Consider the following 16,696-nt stretch of genomic DNA (forward strand, 5'->3'; position numbering starts at 1 on the left):
GGCCCCGCCCCGCGGTCCACACGACGTCGGGGGCACCCGGCGCCACGACGGGGGCCCCGGGCCGGGGGAGGGTTGAGGCATCGAGACCCTGCTCCAGGTGCTGATCTTCGGGACGCTGCGCTCGGGGCTGTATGCGCTGGCCGCGGTCGGGCTGGCCCTCTCCGTGGGGGTGATCGGGATCGTGAACTTCGCCCACGGGGAGTTCCTCATGCTGGGGGCCTACCTGGGGTACTGGCTCTTCGCCTCGTACGGCGTCGACCCGCTGGCGGCGATCCCGCTGGGCGCGGCGGGGCTCTTCGTGCTCGGGGGCGCGCTCTACCGGACGGCGATCCGGCGCGTCCTGCGCGCCCCCGAGCTGAACCAGATGCTGCTCACCTTCGGCATCGCCATCTTCCTCCAGAACCTGGCCGTCATCCTCTGGAGCGGCGACCCGCGCACCGCCGCCATCCCCTACAAGGCCAGCGCGCTCGCCCTGGGGCCCTTCACCATCGGCCTGCCCCAGGTGGTGGTCTTCGTCCTGGCCACGGGGCTGACGGCGGCGCTCTACGCCCTCCTGGGGCGCACGCGGGTGGGCAAGGCCATGCGCGCGGTGGCGCAGGACCGCGTCGGTTCCGCCATCATCGGCGTCGAGGTCGATCGCATCTACCTGCTGGCCTTCGGCCTCTCGGTGGCCCTGGCCGGCACGGCGGGCCTGATGATCACCCTGCAGCTCTCCGCCTCGCCCTACATGGGGTTGCTCTACACGCTGAAGGCGTTCGCCATCATCGTCATCGCCGGGCTGGGCAACATCGGCGCGGTCGTCTACGCCAGCCTGGTCCTGGGCCTCGCCGAGGCGTTTGTGGAGTTCTACGTGCCCAACGGCGGCGGGTGGTCGGAGGGGGTCTTCTTCCTCCTCATCCTGCTCGTGCTGCTCGTCCGACCGCGGGGGCTCTTCCAGTGACTGTCTCCCGCGCGCTGCCGCTGTCGCGGCCGGACCGCCTGGCCGGCCGGTTGGGCGTCCCGCTCCTCCTGGGCGCGGCCCTGGCCTGGCCGTTCCTCACCGTCCGCACACAGCCCTACCTGCTGCAGCTCTCCCTGAACATCCTGATCTTCGCCGTCCTGGCCGTGTCGTGGGACCTGCTGGCGCGGACGGGGCAGCTCTCGCTGGCGCACGCCGCCTTCTACGGGCTGGGGGCGTACACCTCGGCGCTGCTGGCCACGCGGCTGCACGTGCCCATCCCGCTGGCCATGCTGGCCGGGGGCGGCCTCGCCGTGGTGTGCGCCGTGGGGCTGGGGCTGCTCACCCTGCGCCTGCGCGGCATCTACTTCGCCATCGCCACCCTGGCTTTCACCGAGACGCTGCGGGTCGTGGCCAAGCAGGTGCGCTTCTTCGGCGCCGCCACCGGGCTCGTCGTCCCGCCGCTCTTCCCGGCCAGCCTGGTGGGCCAGTACCTGGTCATCCTGGCCGTGCTGCTGGCCACGCTCCTGGTCTCGTGGCGCGTGAACCGGTCGCGCTGGTACTTCGCCTTCACGGCCATCCGCACCAACGAGGCGGTGGCTGCGGTCATGGGCGTGGACGTGGTCCGCTTCAAGGTGGCGGCCTTCGCCCTGAGCGCCTTCTTTGCCGGCCTGACGGGGGCGTACTACGCCCACGTCTTCCTCTTCATCAACCCCTTCGAGGTCTTCAGCCTGGCCATCTCCGTCGGTGCACTGGTGGCGCCCATCTTCGGCGGCCTGTACACCACTGCGGGGCCGCTGCTCGGGGCGGTGGTCCTGCGGGCAGGCGAGGAAGCCCTGCGGGCGACCATCCGCAGCGGCCACCTGATCCTCTACGGAGGGATCCTGGCGGTGGTCGTCCTCTACATGCCGCGCGGGCTGCTCGGGGTGCTGGTCGCCCTGCGCCTGCGCCGGCCCCCGGCGGTCGCCGTCGGCCCGGCGCCGCCGGCGGGAGGGGCGGGGCGGTGAGCCTGCTTGCGCTGGACGAGGTCACGAAGGCGTTCGGCGGGCTCGTCGCGGTGAGCGACCTCTCCTTCGAGGTGCGGGAAGGCGAGGTCCTCGCGCTCATCGGGCCGAACGGGGCGGGGAAGTCGACGGCGTTCAACCTGATCTCGGGGCTGCTGGCCCCTGACCGGGGCCGCATCGCCTTCGACGGGCGGGAGATCACCCGTCTGCCGCCGTCGGCGCGTGCCCACCTGGGGATCGGCCGCACGTTTCAGGTCATGCAGCCCTTCCATGACATGACCGTCCTGGAGAACGTCATGGTGGGGGAGCTGTTCGGTCACGCCGTCCCCAAGTCCCTGGCCGAGGCGCGGCGCGATGCCGAAGGCATCTGTCGCCTCGTCGGCATCGAGCACCTGATGCACCGGGAGGCCACGGGGCTGGGGGTGGCGGACCTCAAGCGGCTGGAGGTCGCCCGGGCGCTGGCCACGCACCCGCGCCTGCTGCTGCTCGACGAGGTGATGGCCGGCTTGCGCCCGCCGGAGGTCGACCAGGCCGTGCAGATGCTGCGGGGCCTGCGCAGCGCAGGGATCACCCTGCTGGTGATCGACCACGTGATCCGCAGCGTCCGGGACCTGGCCGACCGGGTGGTGGTCCTGAACTTCGGCCGGAAGATCGCCGAGGGCACGTTCGCCGCGGTGGCGCGGGACCCCCCCGTCATCCAGGCCTACCTCGGCGAGGCCGGCGAGGGAGGGGGGTGAGGGCCTCTGGACGGGCCGTCGGACGGCGACGCGCTGCTGCAGGTGGAGGGGATGAGCGCGGGGTACGGGCCGGTGCGCGTCCTGTGGGACGTCACCCTGCGCGTCGCTCCCGGAGAGATCGTGGCCCTGGTGGGGGCCAACGGAGCGGGCAAGACGACGCTGCTGCGGGCCATCACGGGCCTCGTGCGCGCCAGCGGGGTGATCCGCGTCGGCGGGACGGTGGTCACCCACCGCTCCCCCGCCGCCATCGCCCGGCTGGGGGTGGCCCACGTGCCCGAGGGGCGCCACCTCTTCCCGCAGATGACGGTCCGGGACCACCTGGAGCTGGGGGCGGCGTTCGTCCCGGGCGCCTGGGACGCCCGGGAGCAGACCCTCGCGTGGGTCCACGCCCTCTTCCCCCGCCTGCGCGAGCGGGCGGCGCAGCCGGCCGGCACGATGAGCGGCGGGGAGCAGCAGATGCTGGCGATCGCCCGGGCGCTGATGGCCCGCCCCCGCCTGCTGCTGGTCGACGAACCCTCGCTGGGGCTGGCGCCGGTGCTGGTCCAGGCCGTCTTCCAGGCGCTGCGGGAGATCAACCGGCACGGGGTCACCATCCTGCTGGTCGAGCAGAACGTGCGCCAGACGCTGGTGATGGCCCACCGAGGCTACGTGCTGGAGAACGGCCGGGTCGTCCTGGAGGGGACGGGCCGCGAGCTGCTTGAGAACCCCCACGTCCAACAGGCCTACCTGGGGCTCTGAGCCCGCCAGGGGGCTCGTGGTCTACACCCTGGGGCGGTTCCGCGTCCTGCGAGACGGGGAGGAGATCCCGGCCCGGGCCTGGAGGCGCCGGAAGGCCCTCCTCCTCTTCCAGTTCCTCCTCACCGCCCGTCACCGTCCGATGCTGAAGGACGAGATCGTCGACCGCCTCTGGCCGGATCTCGACCCCCGGGTGGCCGACCGGGACTTCAAGGTGGCGCTGCACGCGCTGTGGTACGCGCTGGAGCCCCGTCGCCGACCCCGGCAGCCCTCCCGGTTCGTCCGGCGCGTGGGAGAGGGCTACCAGGTGACCCGCGAGGGTGTGTGGGTGGACGCGGACGCGATGGAGGCGTACGTCGCCGCCGCGGCGCAGCAGACCGCGCGCGACCCGGCCGCAGCACGGGCCGCCTATCGTGCCGCCCTCGACCTCTATGGGGGCGACTACCTGCCGGACCGCCGCTACGACGACTGGGCCACGGCGGAGCGGGAACGGCTGCAGACGCTGGCCCTGGGGGCCATGGCCGCCCTGGCCGGCCTCCTCCTGGACGAGCAGCCGCGGGAGAGCCTGCGGCTGGCCGGGCGGATGCTGGCCATCGACCCGGCCTGGGAGGAGGCCTACCGCATCGCGATGCGCGCCCACCTGGCCACCGGGAACCGGGTCCAGGCCCTGCGGTCCTACGAGCGGTGCGTGGCTGCCCTCCGCGAGCTCGGCCTGGAGCCCCTGCCCGAGACGCAGGCCCTGGCCCGGACGCTGCGCGGTCGCCCGTGGCCGCCTGTAACTCCGCCGTAACTCGCCTCCGCCAGGGTGGGGGCGGTGAGGACGACGCGGCAGGGCATCGCCTCCTTCCTGGTGCGTTTCGTCCAGGAAGCCTGGCGCGACCGGACGGGCGAGCCGCGGCTGCGCTGGCGGGGCACCGTGCGCCACGTCCAGACCAGCGAGGAGGTCCCGTTCACCGGGTTCGCCGAGGTGGTGGCGTTCATGCAGCGTCACCTGGCCGCACTCACCCGAGAGACCGCGGAGGGGACGTCCATGGATCAGGACAAGCTGTTGCAAGAGAGCCTGAAGCTGTGGGAGGAGTTCGCCACGACCTACTCCAGCCTGCTGTTCCAGGCGATGGATCGGGTCATCCAGCAGTCGGACGCCCTCAAGCAGCAGCTGAACGAGGCGGTGCAGCGCTCGCTGCAGGCCTGGAAAGGTGTGGGGGGGACGTCGCCCGACCTCGCCCGGGCGGTGGACCGCCTGGCCGCCCGGGTCGAGCAGCTGGCCGAGCGGGTGGATCGGCTGGAGCGGTCTGCGAAGCGTCCCGGCCGCAAAGGCGGCAAGCGCGGCTGATGGGTGGGCCCCGGCGCGGCACCGGCGGCCCTGTTCGGGAAGCCCGTCCAGGCTCCGGCGCACCGCGACGGGCAGCACGGACGGAGCATGACACCACACCCGGGAGGAGGGGGATGGTCATGAGCAAGCAGGCCCAGACGACCGCAGGGGGATCGCCCGCCCAGGTGTACGCCGACCTGTGGCTGAAGGCAACGGAGCAGTGGGTCGACGAGGCGCTGACCGTGCGGGAGCGGCTGAGCGCGATCGCGGCGCAGGCCCTCACGCGCACCCGCGAGCTGGCGGCGAAGGAAGGAGAGCTGGCTCTGGACGTGCTAGAAGCCTGGCAGGCACAGGCGCAGGTCGCCACGCGCCGTCTGGCGAAAGTCTTCGGCGTCCCGTCGGTCGGTTAGCCTTCCACCCTCCGGCGGCCCGGCCGGTATGGAGCGTGACCCCGCAGTCACCGTCCTGAAGACCGTCCTGGAGACCCTGGAGCCCGTCGCGACCTCCTGGTGGGAGGCGGCCGCCCGGCACCCGCTCTTTCTGGCCGCGCTGGGGGGGTGGCTGCGGGGCGCCCTCCTGGCTGTCCGGTGGGCGTCACCGTGGCCGGCCGTGGGCGGCGGGGCGGGAGGGGCGGAGGCGCGCCTGTGGTCCCGGCTGCGCCGTCTCGAGGGAGAGGTGGCCTGGCTCGACCGCCGCGTGACACGGCTGGAGGAAAGGGGTGGCACAGCGCCGTGAGGACCGGGGCGGACCAGGACCGTCTCGCCGCCGTCCGGTGCGCCGACGCGCTGCTCAATGGCTGGCGGTGGGCCCGCGCCTGGTACGCGCTGCGCGGAGCGGAGGTCCCGCTGGGCAGCACGCCGGCGGACGTCGCCTTCACCCAGGGGCCTGTGCGGCTGCTCCACTACCGCCCGGCGGCGAAGCGGGTCTCCGCGGTGCCGCTGCTGCTGGTGCCGTCGCTCATCAACCGCCACTACGTGCTCGACCTCACCCCGCGACGCAGCCTGGTCCGCTACCTGCGGGACAGCGGGTTCGACGTCTGGCTCGTCGACTGGGGCACGCCGGGCTGCGTCGACCGGTTCGTGACGCTCGGCGATCACATCGACGGGTATCTGCGCCGCTGCGTGGACGAAGTCCGGGCCGCCACGGGGGCCGCCGGCCTGTCCCTGCTCGGCTACTGCATCGGCGGGGTCCTGACCGCCATCTTCACCGCCCGCCACCCCCGCCGCGTGCGCAACCTCGTCACCCTGGCCGCTCCCATCGACTTCCGCCAGGCCGGCCTGCTGGGGGCCTGGGCTGCCGCCCCCTACTTCCCGGTCGACCAGCTCGTCGACACGCTGGGCAATCTCCCGGGGTGGCTCCTCCAGGCCAGCTTCCGCGCCCTCCGCCCGCTGACCCGGCTGCGCAACCTGGTGGCCCTCTGGGAGCGCGCCGACGACCCCGAGCAGCTCCTGGAGTTCGTGGCCCTCCACCGCTGGGTCGAGGACAACGTCCCCGTCTCGGGTGAGACCTACCGGCAGTTCGTGCGCGACTGCTACCAGCGCAATCTCCTGGCGGAGGGACGCCTCACCGTGGACGGCATGCGGGTGGACCTCCGGCGCATCCGCTGTCCGCTCTTGAACGTCGTCGCCACGCAGGATCACATCTGCCCTCTGCCGTCGGCGGTGGCGCTCAACCGCCTGGTGGGGTCGCGGGACGTGACCCTGCTCACCCTGCCCGGCGGGCACGTGGGCGCCGTGGTCGGCCGCGAGGCCACCGAGGTCTTCTGGCCGCGGCTGCGCGCCTGGCTGCGCCGCCGCTCCGGGTCCCGGACCCGGCGGGTGCGGTGAGCGGGAGCCAGCCGGGCGCGGAGCCCCGGGGTGTCGCTCCGTCCGGTGAGCCGGAACCCTGGCAGGCCTTGCAAAAGGCCTGGCTCGATGCCTGGGCGAAAGCGATGCACGAGACGGTGGCCGCCGAGGAGTTCGCCCAGGTGATGGGGCGGTCGCTCGAGGTGTTCCTGCAGGCCTGGGCGCCGCTGCGGCAGATGGAGCGCGTCCTCCAGCGTTCGCTTGAAGGCGCAGGGTTGCCGACGCGCGCGGACGTCCTGGCCCTGGCCGAGCGCCTGGACGGGCTGGCCCGGCAGGTGGAGGCGCTGGCCGGCAGGGTGGATGCCCTGCGGGGACGGTCCGGGCGGGCAGCGCCGCCCTCTGGACGCGGCCAGAGGGGCGGCCGCGCGCGGGGCCGCCGCGCGCGCGCGCCGCAGCGACCCGTGGCGCGGACGCAGAGGGCCGACAGGCGGTGAGGCCGGTGTCGGGGTCGGCGGAAAGGGGCAGCGCGGCCATACCGCTGTCTCGGGCCGCCGGTGCCGCGCCGAGCGCGGCGGACGTGGCAGCGCCGCAGGAGCGGTACCTGCGTTGGCAGCAAGCCGTGGCGGCCGCGGCCACCGTCCCGGTCGGCCTGACGCCGCGCGAGCTCGTCTGGAGCCGGGACCGGGTGCGGCTCTACCGCTACCACGGCGCCGCCCCCCCGACCTACCCGGTGCCGCTCCTCCTCGTCTACGCCCTGGTGAACAAGCCCTACATCTTCGACCTGCTGCCGGGGCGCAGCTTCGTGGAGTTCATGCTCGGGGAAGGGTTCGACGTCTACCTGCTGGACTGGGGGAGCCCGGGCCTGGAGGACCGATGCCTGGGCCTCGACGACTACGCCCTCGACTACCTCCCGCGCGCGCTCGAGGAGGTGCGGCGACGGGCGGGAGGGGAACGGGTAAGCGTGCTGGGCTATTGCATCGGCGGGACGCTGGTGACGCTCTATGCCGGCGCGGTCCCCACGGCGCCCATCCGCAACCTGATCCTGCTCAGCGCCCCGCTCGACTTCACCGACCGGAGGGCCAGCCTGTTCGCGCGCTGGTTCGACGAGCGCTACGTCGATGTGGACCGGCTCGTGGAAACGCTGGGCAACGTGCCGGCGGAGCTCATCGAGGTGTGGGCCCAGATGCTGCGCCCGGTGGAGAACTACATCGGCGTCTACCTGAACCTGTGGGAGCGGTTGGACGACCCCGCGGCGGTGGAATCCTGGCAGGCGATGCACCGTTGGGTGCACGACGGCGTGCCGTTCGCCGGGACGGCCTTCCGCCAGTGGGTGGTCGACCACGTCCGCGGGAACCGCCTGGTCCAGGGGACCTGCACGCTGCGGGGACGCCCCGTCCGATTGGAGCAGATCCGGATGCCGGTGCTCCTCGTCGTGGCCGAGCAGGACCACATCGTGCCGATGCGCCAGACTACCGGCATCGTGGACCGGCTCGGCAGCCGGGACCGGCGCGTGGAGGTGATGCCCGGCGGGCACGTCGGGCTGATGAGCGGCCGTCAGGCCAGGCGCGAGGTGTGGCCGAAGATCGCCGCCTGGTTGCGGGCGCGCTCGGGCAGGCCCCGGCGCCTGGCCGGGCGAGGGGGGGGACGGTGCAGATGGGGGGAGCGGTCGCCGGTCGGAGCGCGGTAGTCACCGGGGCGGGCGCGGGCATCGGGCGGGCCATCGCCCGCCTGCTGGCCCGCGAGGGAGCGCGCGTGGGGGTGGTGGACCTGGAGGCGTCGACCGGCGAGGACGCCGCCCGGGAGATCCGCGACCAGGGGGGAGCGGCGGTGGCCCTGGTCGCCGACGTCGCCCAGGCGTCCGCCGTCCGTGCCATGATCGCCAAGGCGGCGGAGGCACTGGGAGGCGTGGACATCCTGGTGAACAACGCCGGCCTCCAGCACGTCGCCCCCGTCGTCGACTTCCCCGAGGAGCGCTGGGACCGGCTGGTGGGCGTCCTCCTCACCGGCACCTTCCTCTGCACGAAGTACGCCCTGCCGCACATGATCGCCCGGCGCTGGGGGCGCGTGGTGAACATCGCCTCGGCGCACGGGCTGGTGGCCTCGCCGTTCAAGTGCGCGTACGTGGCCGCCAAGCACGGGGTCGTGGGGTTCACCAAGGTGGCGGCCTGGGAGGTGGCGGAGCACGGGATCACCGTGAACGCCGTCTGCCCGGGGTACGTGCGCACGGCCCTGGTGGAGCGCCAGATCGCCGATCAGGCCCGCGCGCACGGCATCCCCGAGGCCGAGGTGGTCGAGCGGATCATGCTGCAGCCGGCGGCCATCAAGCGGCTGCTGGAGCCCGAGGAGGTGGCCGCGCTCGTCCTCTACCTGTGCTCGGACGCCGCGGCCGGCATCACGGGCGCGGCGTTGCCCATCGACCAGGGCTGGACGGCCCGGTAGCCGGGACGTGAGCGGCGGGGGACCGTCGGCGGACCGCTTCACTCCCGGGCAGCGGGCCACCCTGACGCGGACCATCACCGAGGAGGATATCCAGGCCTTCGCCGCCCTCACCGGGGACCGCAACCCCCTGCACCTGGACGAGGCCTTTGCCCGGCGCACCCGCTTCCAGGGCCGCATCGCCCACGGCCTGCTCACGGCCAGCCTGATCTCGGCGGTGCTGGGCACGCAGCTGCCCGGCGCGGGCGGCATCTACCTGGGACAGACCCTGCGCTTCCGGCGGCCCGTGCGCCCGGGGGACACCGTCACCGCCGAGGTGGAGGTCGCCGCCTTCGACGCGCGCTCCCGGCGGCTGTCGCTGCGGACGCGCTGCGTGAACCAGCGCGGCGAGACCGTGCTGGAGGGTGACGCGGAGCTGCTGGTCGAGGAGGGAGGGTAAGGCGCGGGGACCGCCGCAGGGCGTCGGGCGGCGATGGCTCGATGCCGCGCGAGCGGGCAGGCCGGTCCAGGCTTCCGGCTGGCACGGCTACCAGGCCTCCGGCCGGCGCGGCTACCGCGCGCCCGTCACCTTCCGCCAGAGCCAGAGGAGGGGGTCGTAGCGCTCGTCGACCACGCGCTCCTTGATCGGGATGATGGCGTTGTCGGTGATGTGGATGTCCTCGGGGCAGACCTCCGTGCAGCACTTGGTGATGTTGCAGAAGCCCACCCCGGCCCGGTCCCGGGCGAAGCGGGCCAGCTCCTCGCGCGGGTTGGTGTCGAGGGGGTGCATGTCCAGGGCCGCCAGGCGGACGAAGAAGCGCGGCCCGGCGAAGTGGCGCAGGTTCTCCTGGTGGTCGCGGATGACGTGGCAGACGTTCTGGCACAGCCAGCACTCGATGCACTTGTGGAACTCCTGGATGCGGCTGACTTCCGCCTGCGTCATCCGGTAGCGCCCGTCCGGCCCCTTCGGCCCGGGCCGGAAGACCGGCATGGTCTTCGCCACCTCGTAGTTGAAGGAGACGTCGGGCACCAGGTCCTTGATGACGGGGAAGGTCTTCATGGGCGCCACCACGACCGGCCGGTCGGGCGGCAGGCTGCTGAGGCGCGTCATGCAGGTGAGGCGGGGACGGCCGTTCACCTCGGCGCTGCAGGAGCCGCACCGGCCGGCCTTGCAGTTCCACCGGACGGCCAGGTCGGGGGCCTGGGTGGCCTGCAACCGGTGCAGGGCGTCCAGGACGACGGCGTTCTCGTCGACCTCCACGGTGTAGTCGCGGAACTCGCCGCCCGCCGCCGTCCCGCGCCACACCCGCAGGTGCACCGTGCGCGTCCGTCCCCCCGGCGCAGCAGCGACTGCGTCCGTCTTCACCTCGGTCAGCGCCATCGGCTCCGCTCCTCGGCGTCCGGTGTCCTCGCCGGCGCCGTCAGCCCCGCTCCTCCAGAATGGCCCGCAGCTCGTCCGGCAGCGGCGGCAGCGGCACCCGCTCCAGCTCGAGCCGGCCGTTGCGCAGTCGGACCACCACGTTCACCTTGCCCCACTCCGGGTCGGCCTGCGGGTAGTCCAGGCGGGAGTGCCCGCCCCGGCTCTCCCGCCGTTCCAGCGCGGCCAGCGTGACCGCCTCCGCCGTGCGCAGCATCGCCCGCAGGTCGAGGGCCAGGTGCCAGGCGGGGTTGAACTCCCGGCCGCCCTCCACGCGCACGCGCTGCAGCCGCTCGCCCAGCACGGCGATGCGGTCGAGGGCCTGGCGCAGCTCATCCCCGGTGCGGAAGATCCCCACCAGCTCCTGCATCGTCTCCTGCAACTCGGCCTGCAGGGCGTAGGGGTTCTCGCCCCCCGGCCCCTCGAAGGGGCGGAGCAGGTCGCGCGCCGCCTCGGCTACCTGGTCGAGGGCCACCTGGGGGTGGTTGCGCAGCGCCTGCACGTACTGCGCCGCGTAGAGGCCGGCGCGCCGCCCGAAGACCAGCAGGTCGGAGAGCGAGTTGCCGCCCAGCCGGTTCGCCCCGTGCAGGCCGCCGGCGATCTCCCCGGCGGCAAAGAGCCCGGGGAGGGTGGAGGCGGCGCTGTCGGCGTCCACGCGCACGCCGCCCATGGCGTAGTGGCAGGTGGGGTAGACCTCCATGGGCTCGCGGGTGATGTCCACGCCGGCGAGCTCCTTGAACTGGTGGTACATGGAGGGGAGCCGCGCCTTGATGTACTCGGCGGGCCGGCGGGAGGCGATGTCCAGGTAGACCCCGCCGTGCGGGCTGCCCCGGCCGGCCTTCACCTCATAGTAGATGGCCCGGGTGACTTCGTCGCGCGGCAGCAGCTCCGGCGGGCGGCGGTTGTGCTTTTTGTCGGTGTACCAGCGGTCCGCCTCCTCCTCGGTCTCGGCGGTCTCGGCCCGGAAGAACTCGGGGATGTAGTCGAACATGAAGCGCCGCCCCTCGCGGTTGCGCAGCACGCCGCCGTCCCCCCGCACGCCCTCCGTGACCAGGATGCCGCGGGCGCTCGGCGGCCAGACCATCCCCGTGGGGTGGAACTGCACGAACTCCATGTCGATGAGGTCGGCCCCGGCCTCCAGCGCCAGCAGCACCCCGTCCCCGGTCGACTCCCAGGACATCGACGTGTACTTCCACACCTTCCCGAAGCCGCCGGTGGCCAAGATGACCGCCGGCGCGCGGAAGAGCACGAAGCCGCCGTCGCCCCGCCGGTAGCCGAAGGCGCCGGCCACGCGGCCGGCGTCGGTGAGGAGGCGCTGGACCGTCACCTCCATGAAGACGTCCACGCCCAGGTGCACGGCGCGGAACTGCAGGGTGCGGATCATCTCCAGGCCGGTGCGGTCGCCCACGTGGGCCAGCCGGGCGTAGCGGTGGCCGCCGAAGTCGCGCTGCAAGATCAGCCCGTCGGGGGTGCGGTCGAAGGCCGCGCCCCACTCCTCCAGCTCCAGGACCCGCTCCGGGGCCTCCTGGGCGAAGAGCTGGACCATGCGCCAGTTGTTCAGCAGCTTGCCGCCGCGCATGGTGTCGCGGAAGTGCACCCGCCAGTTGTCCTCGGGCCAGACGTTGCCCAGCGCGGCGGCGATGCCGCCTTCCGCCATCACGGTGTGCGCCTTGCCCAGCAGCGACTTGCAGACGAGCGCCGTGCGCAGCCCGGCCTGGCGGGCCTCGATGGCCGCCCGCAGCCCGGCCCCGCCGGCGCCGATCACCACCACGTCGTAGTCGTGGGTCGCGTAGGGCTCCATGGCCGGCTCAGAAGAGGCGCAGGTCGCGCACGGCCCCCGTGGCCAGCAGGTAGACGTAGAGGTCGGCCAGGGCCACGGCCACCAGGCTCACCCAGGCGATGGGGCCGTGGTGGGCGTTGAGCGCGCTCACCCACCGCCACAGCCGGTAGCGGACCGGCGCCCGGGAGAAGGCGTCGACGTGCCCGCCCACCAGGTGGCGGCAGGAGTGGCAGGAGAGGCTGTACAGCGTCAGCAGGGCGGTGCTGCCGAGCAGCACCACCGTCCCCACGCCCATCCCGAGCCCGTCGGGGAAGCGGAAAGCCTTCAGCACGTCCCACCACAGGAAGACCAGGAAGAGCAGCGAGAGGTAGAAGAAGTAGCGGTGCACGTTTTGCAGCACCCAGGGGAAGCGCGTCTCGCCGGTATAGACGCGCGGCAGGTCGCGGACGGCGCAGGCCGGCGGCTGCCAGAAGAACGCCCGGTAGTAGGCCTTGCGGTAGTAGTAGCAGGTGGTGCGGAAGCCGAGCGGCCCCCAGAGGATGAGGATGGCCGGGGAGAAGGGCCACCACGCCCCGATCAGGCGGATGGTGGCGTGCTCGCAGGTGACGGCCAGGCAGGGGGAGTAGAACGGCGAGAGGTAGGGCTCGACGAAGTAGTGCGCCCCCGCCAGCGCCCGCCAGGTGGCGTAGACGACGAAGGCGCCGAGCATGACGATCGTCGGGAGGATCTCCAGCCACCACGGGTCCTGGCGCAGCGTGCGGACCGCCGGTGATGCGCCCGGCGCCGCGCCCAGCCGCAGGGCTCCGCGCTGGTCCTGCAGCGGGCAGCGCACCGGCTACCCTCCCCCGCCGGCGCCCTCGAGCCCCGGGGCGGTCATGCGCGCGGGGTCGAGCAGCCGGTCGAGCTCCTCGTCGGGGAGGCCCGCGCGCTCCCGGGCCACCTCGCGGATGGTCCGGCCGGTGGCCCGCGCCGTGCGGGCGATCTCGGCGGCGCGGTCGTAGCCGATGACGGGGGCGAGCGCCGTGGCCAGCATGAGCCCGCCCTCCACCAGCTCCGGCCCGCGGCCGGTCGCCTCCACCCCCTCGACGCACTTCTCGGCGAAGACGCGCGAGGCCGCCGCGAGCACCGCGATGGCCTGGAGCAGGTTGTGGGCAATGACGGGCATCATCGTGTTGAGCTCGAAGTTGCCCCACTGGTTGCCGATGGCCACCACCAGGTCGTTCCCCTGCACCTGCGCCCCCACCATGAGCACCGCCTCGGGGATCACCGGGTTCACCTTCCCGGGCATGATCGAGGACCCGGGCTGCAGCTCGGGCAGGCGCAGCTCGCCCAGCCCGGCGTGCGGTCCGGAGGCCATCCAGCGGATGTCGTTGGCGATCTTCATCAACCCGGTGGCGTAGGCCCGCAGCGCCCCCGAGGCGAAGACGAGCGCGTCGAGGGCCGCCTGCGCCTGGAAGTGGTTCGTGGTCTCCCGCAGGGGGACCCCCGCCAGCTGGCTCAGGCGAGCGATGGCGCGGGCGGGGAAGTCCGGGTGCATGTTGGTCCCGGTGCCCACCGCCGTCCCGCCGAGCGGCACCTCCTCCAGCTCCCCGGCGGCCAGCCGGATCCGCCGGCTGGCCCGCTCCACCTGCCCGGCGTAGCCGCGGAACTCCTGCCCCAGGCGGATCGGGGTGGCGTCCATCAGGTGGGTGCGCCCGGTCTTCACGACGTCCCAGAACGCCACGGCCTTGCGCTCGAAGGCGCGGTGCAGGCGGTCGAGGGCGGGTAGCAGCTCCTCGTGGACGAGCTGCAGGGCGGCGACGTGGATGGCTGTGGGGATGACGTCGTTGCTGGACTGGCAGAGGTTGACGTGGTCGTTGGGGTGGACGGTTTTGGACCCGCGCGGCGCGCCGAGCAGCTCGGCGGCGCGGTTGGCGATGACCTCGTTGGCGTTGTTGTTGGTGGAGGTCCCCGAACCGGTCTGGAAGACGTCCACGGGGAAGTGGTCGTCCCAGCGGCCGGCCGCCACCTCGGCGGCCGCCTGGGCCACCGCCTCCCCGATGCGCCGGTCGAGCAGGCCGAGGGCCATGTTCGTCTCCGCCGCCGCCTGCTTGATCAGCCCCAGCGCCCGCAGGAAGGGCCGCCCCAGGCGCAGGCCGCTGATGGGGAAGTTCTCCACGGCCCGCGCCGTCTGCGCGCCGTAGAGGGCGTCGGCGGGGACGGTCATCTCGCCGAGGGTGTCCCGCTCCACCCGTGTGGTGGCGGACGTCGGCTGCACGGTGCTCATCCCTCCCCCCGTCCCGGCGCGCCGGACAGCGGCCGCGGCCGCTCCCCGCGGCCCCGCCCGTCCGGCGCGCGCCGCACTAGCCGGCGCCCCATCCCCAGCCCCGCCTCCAGATCGCGGCGCATGTCGGCCAGATGCTCCCGCATCGCCCGCACCGCGGCCGCCACCTGACGGCGCCGCAGCGCCCGGAGGATGCGGGCGTGGTAGGCGTGCGCCTGGCGGGGGCTGGCCGGCTGGCGCCCCGTGCGCTCCCGCGAGCGGGCCCAGAGCTCGTTGAGGTGGCGCACGACGCTGACCAGCGCGGGGTTGCCCGTGGCGTCCGCCAGGGCCTCGTGGAAGCGGAGGTCCCCGGCCACATCGTCTCGGCCGGCGGCCAGCTCCGCCTCGCGCCGCTCGAGTGCCCGCTCCAGCGCCGCCAGGTCTTCGCCGTCGAGGCGGGCCGCGGCCAGGCGCACCACCATCGTCTCGACGATCTCGCGCGCCTCCAGGACGTCGAGGAGGAAGGTGCGTTCGGAGAGGAGCCGGTAGACCGAGGGGTCGAGCGGGCGGGGCGGGGTGGAGGCGACGAAGGTGCCCTCCCCGGCGCGCACCTCCACCACGCCGATGTAGTCCAGGACGCGCAGGGCCTCCCGCACGGAGGCCCGGCTCACCGAGAGGGCATCGGCCAGCTCGCGCTCGCCGGGCAGGCGGTCGCCGGGCTGGAGGTGCCGGTCGGCGATGAGCGTCTGGATCTGGCCCACGATGTCCTCGTAGAGGCGCTGGCGGCGCACGGGGCGGAAGAGGGCCCCGCCGGGCGCCCGAGCGGCCAAGAGGACTGCTGGTCTGGCCATTAGTCCATACAGAGGCTAGCCGGGCGTGGGCGGCCCCGTCAAGGCAGGATCTGAACTGCAGCGGTCAACAGCCCCTCGCCGCTGAAGGGCCTCCCCGTCGCGCGCCTCCGGCCACTCCCGTCCGCTGCGCCGGGACGCTATGCTGGAGGGCGGCGCCGGGGCGGACGTGGCGCCGTCCTGCCCCGAGGGTCACGCCAGCGAGCGCCGCACCGGGAGGATCGTCATGGCCGTCCTGCAGCAGCTCTCCCCGCCCCGCGAGGGCGAGGCCATCACCATTCGCGACGGCCGGCTGCACGTGCCGGCGCACCCTATCATCCCCTTCATCGAGGGGGACGGCATCGGGCCCGACATCTGGCGCGCCGCGCGGCGGGTCTTCGACGCGGCAGTGGCGCAGGCCTACCGCGGGGAGCGGCGTGTGGTCTGGTTCGAGGTCTACGCGGGCGAGAAGGCCTACCGCCTCTTCGGCGAGTGGCTGCCCGAGGACACCCTGCGGGCCTTCCAGCACTACGTCGTGGGTATCAAGGGGCCGCTCACCACCCCCGTGGGCGGGGGGATCCGCAGCCTCAACGTGGCGCTCCGCCAGCTCCTCGACCTGTACGCCTGCGTGCGCCCGGTGCGCTGGTTCCGGAACGTCCCCTCGCCGGTGCGCCACCCCGAGCAGGTGGACGTGGTCATCTTCCGCGAGAACTCCGAGGACATCTACGCCGGGCTGGAGTTCCCCAGCGGCAGCCCGGAGGCGCAGCGCCTGATCGCCTTCGTCCGCGAGGCCTTCGGCTGGCGGGTGCGCGAGGACAGCGGCGTGGGCCTCAAGCCCATGAGCCCCTTCGGGACGAAGCGCCTCGTGCGCAAGGCCCTGCGCTACGCCCTGGAGCGCGGGCGGCGCAGCGTGACGCTCGTGCACAAGGGCAACATCATGAAGTTCACGGAAGGCGCCTTCCGCGACTGGGGCTACGAGGTGGCCCGCGAGGAGTTCGGCGACCGCATCGTCACCTGGGAGGAGGTGCAGCGCGACTACGGCGGCCGCGTCCCCGAGGGACGCCTCCTGGTGCAGGACACCATCGCCGACGTGACCTTCCAGCACCTGCTCACCCGGCCGCGCGACTTCGACGTCATCGCCACGGGCAACCTCAACGGCGACTACCTCTCCGACGCGGTGGCCGCCCAGGTGGGCGGCATCGGCATGGCCCCGGGCGGGAACCTCAGCGACTTCCACGCCGTCTTCGAGGCCACCCACGGCACCGCGCCGAAGTACGCCAACCAGGACAAGGTTAACCCCGGGTCGCTCATCCTCTCGGGCGTGATGATGTTCGAGCACCTGGGGTGGACCGAGGCGGCGGCGCTGATCGTCCGGGGGATGGAGCGGACCTTCGAGGAGAAGATCATGACCTACGACCTGGCCCGCCTCACCGAGGGCGCGCGCGAGGTCCGCACCAGTGAGTTCGCCGAAGCGGTGGTCCGCCACATGGCCCCGTAGGGCGGCGG

General features: G+C 73.3%; 19 protein-coding genes. 14 read left to right on the forward strand and 5 right to left on the reverse strand.

Annotated features, from left to right (window positions below; translation table 11 throughout):
- Positions 1-97: 97 nt before the first annotated feature.
- The 13 genes from RB146_07200 to RB146_07260 all read left to right on the forward strand — a co-directional run bounded on the left by RB146_07200 (position 98) and on the right by RB146_07260 (position 9,384).
- Positions 98-940, forward strand: coding sequence for a branched-chain amino acid ABC transporter permease (locus RB146_07200; GenBank protein MDQ7828764.1), 843 nt, complete (start codon positions 98-100; stop codon positions 938-940).
- The gene (locus RB146_07205) at positions 937-1,944 is read left to right on the forward strand and encodes a branched-chain amino acid ABC transporter permease (protein ID MDQ7828765.1); all 1,008 of its coding nucleotides are present in this window, start codon (positions 937-939) and stop codon (positions 1,942-1,944) included. Before RB146_07200 ends, RB146_07205 begins: the two co-directional genes overlap by 4 nt.
- Positions 1,941-2,678, forward strand: a complete 738-nt coding sequence (locus RB146_07210; GenBank protein MDQ7828766.1) for an ABC transporter ATP-binding protein — start codon at positions 1,941-1,943, stop codon at positions 2,676-2,678. The genes RB146_07205 and RB146_07210 overlap by 4 nt, the downstream gene beginning before the upstream one ends.
- A gap of 51 nt (positions 2,679-2,729) precedes the next feature.
- Positions 2,730-3,416: an ABC transporter ATP-binding protein gene (locus tag RB146_07215; GenBank protein ID MDQ7828767.1), complete on the forward strand. Its 687-nt coding sequence runs from the start codon at positions 2,730-2,732 to the stop codon at positions 3,414-3,416.
- 16 nt (positions 3,417-3,432) lie between these two features.
- A complete protein-coding gene (locus RB146_07220) occupies positions 3,433-4,203 on the forward strand; it encodes a BTAD domain-containing putative transcriptional regulator (protein MDQ7828768.1) in 771 nt (256 codons plus the stop codon).
- A 24-nt stretch (positions 4,204-4,227) separates the two neighbouring features.
- Positions 4,228-4,746, forward strand: coding sequence for a hypothetical protein (locus RB146_07225; GenBank protein MDQ7828769.1), 519 nt, complete (start codon positions 4,228-4,230; stop codon positions 4,744-4,746).
- 119 nt (positions 4,747-4,865) lie between these two features.
- Complete coding sequence (locus RB146_07230; protein MDQ7828770.1) at positions 4,866-5,135, forward strand: hypothetical protein; 270 nt, start codon at positions 4,866-4,868, stop codon at positions 5,133-5,135.
- Positions 5,136-5,163: 28 nt separating this feature from the next.
- Complete coding sequence (locus RB146_07235; protein MDQ7828771.1) at positions 5,164-5,460, forward strand: hypothetical protein; 297 nt, start codon at positions 5,164-5,166, stop codon at positions 5,458-5,460.
- The gene (locus RB146_07240; protein ID MDQ7828772.1) at positions 5,457-6,551 is read left to right on the forward strand and encodes an alpha/beta fold hydrolase; all 1,095 of its coding nucleotides are present in this window, start codon (positions 5,457-5,459) and stop codon (positions 6,549-6,551) included. Before RB146_07235 ends, RB146_07240 begins: the two co-directional genes overlap by 4 nt.
- On the forward strand, positions 6,548-7,003 hold the full coding sequence (locus tag RB146_07245; protein ID MDQ7828773.1) for a poly(R)-hydroxyalkanoic acid synthase subunit PhaE: 456 nt from the start codon (positions 6,548-6,550) through the stop codon (positions 7,001-7,003). Before RB146_07240 ends, RB146_07245 begins: the two co-directional genes overlap by 4 nt.
- Positions 7,004-7,086: 83 nt before the next feature.
- Positions 7,087-8,196, forward strand: a complete 1,110-nt coding sequence (locus tag RB146_07250; protein MDQ7828774.1) for an alpha/beta fold hydrolase — start codon at positions 7,087-7,089, stop codon at positions 8,194-8,196.
- Complete coding sequence (locus RB146_07255; protein ID MDQ7828775.1) at positions 8,163-8,948, forward strand: 3-hydroxybutyrate dehydrogenase; 786 nt, start codon at positions 8,163-8,165, stop codon at positions 8,946-8,948. Before RB146_07250 ends, RB146_07255 begins: the two co-directional genes overlap by 34 nt.
- A gap of 7 nt (positions 8,949-8,955) precedes the next feature.
- A complete protein-coding gene (locus RB146_07260; protein MDQ7828776.1) occupies positions 8,956-9,384 on the forward strand; it encodes a MaoC family dehydratase in 429 nt (142 codons plus the stop codon).
- A 111-nt stretch (positions 9,385-9,495) separates the two neighbouring features.
- On the opposite strand, the gene RB146_07265 is transcribed toward RB146_07260, so the two are convergent.
- The 5 genes from RB146_07265 to RB146_07285 are packed head-to-tail and all read right to left on the reverse strand — an operon-like array spanning position 9,496 to position 15,214.
- Positions 9,496-10,305, reverse strand: a complete 810-nt coding sequence (locus RB146_07265) for a succinate dehydrogenase/fumarate reductase iron-sulfur subunit (protein ID MDQ7828777.1) — start codon at positions 10,303-10,305, stop codon at positions 9,496-9,498.
- A 40-nt stretch (positions 10,306-10,345) separates the two neighbouring features.
- Positions 10,346-12,142: a fumarate reductase/succinate dehydrogenase flavoprotein subunit gene (locus RB146_07270; GenBank protein ID MDQ7828778.1), complete on the reverse strand. Its 1,797-nt coding sequence runs from the start codon at positions 12,140-12,142 to the stop codon at positions 10,346-10,348.
- 7 nt (positions 12,143-12,149) lie between these two features.
- Entirely contained in the window at positions 12,150-12,953 is an 804-nt protein-coding gene (locus RB146_07275; protein MDQ7828779.1) for a hypothetical protein, read from the reverse strand.
- A 3-nt stretch (positions 12,954-12,956) separates the two neighbouring features.
- A complete protein-coding gene (locus RB146_07280; GenBank protein ID MDQ7828780.1) occupies positions 12,957-14,387 on the reverse strand; it encodes a class II fumarate hydratase in 1,431 nt (476 codons plus the stop codon).
- Complete coding sequence (locus RB146_07285; protein ID MDQ7828781.1) at positions 14,384-15,214, reverse strand: FadR/GntR family transcriptional regulator; 831 nt, start codon at positions 15,212-15,214, stop codon at positions 14,384-14,386. Before RB146_07285 ends, RB146_07280 begins: the two co-directional genes overlap by 4 nt.
- A gap of 223 nt (positions 15,215-15,437) precedes the next feature.
- Between RB146_07285 and icd the strand changes: the two genes are divergently transcribed.
- The gene (gene icd / locus RB146_07290) at positions 15,438-16,688 is read left to right on the forward strand and encodes an isocitrate dehydrogenase (NADP(+)) (GenBank protein ID MDQ7828782.1); all 1,251 of its coding nucleotides are present in this window, start codon (positions 15,438-15,440) and stop codon (positions 16,686-16,688) included.
- Positions 16,689-16,696: the final 8 nt, after the last annotated feature.

Source organism: Armatimonadota bacterium (assembly GCA_031081585.1).
In the GTDB taxonomy this organism is placed as follows: domain Bacteria; phylum Sysuimicrobiota; class Sysuimicrobiia; order Sysuimicrobiales; family Humicultoraceae; genus Geohabitans; species Geohabitans tengchongensis.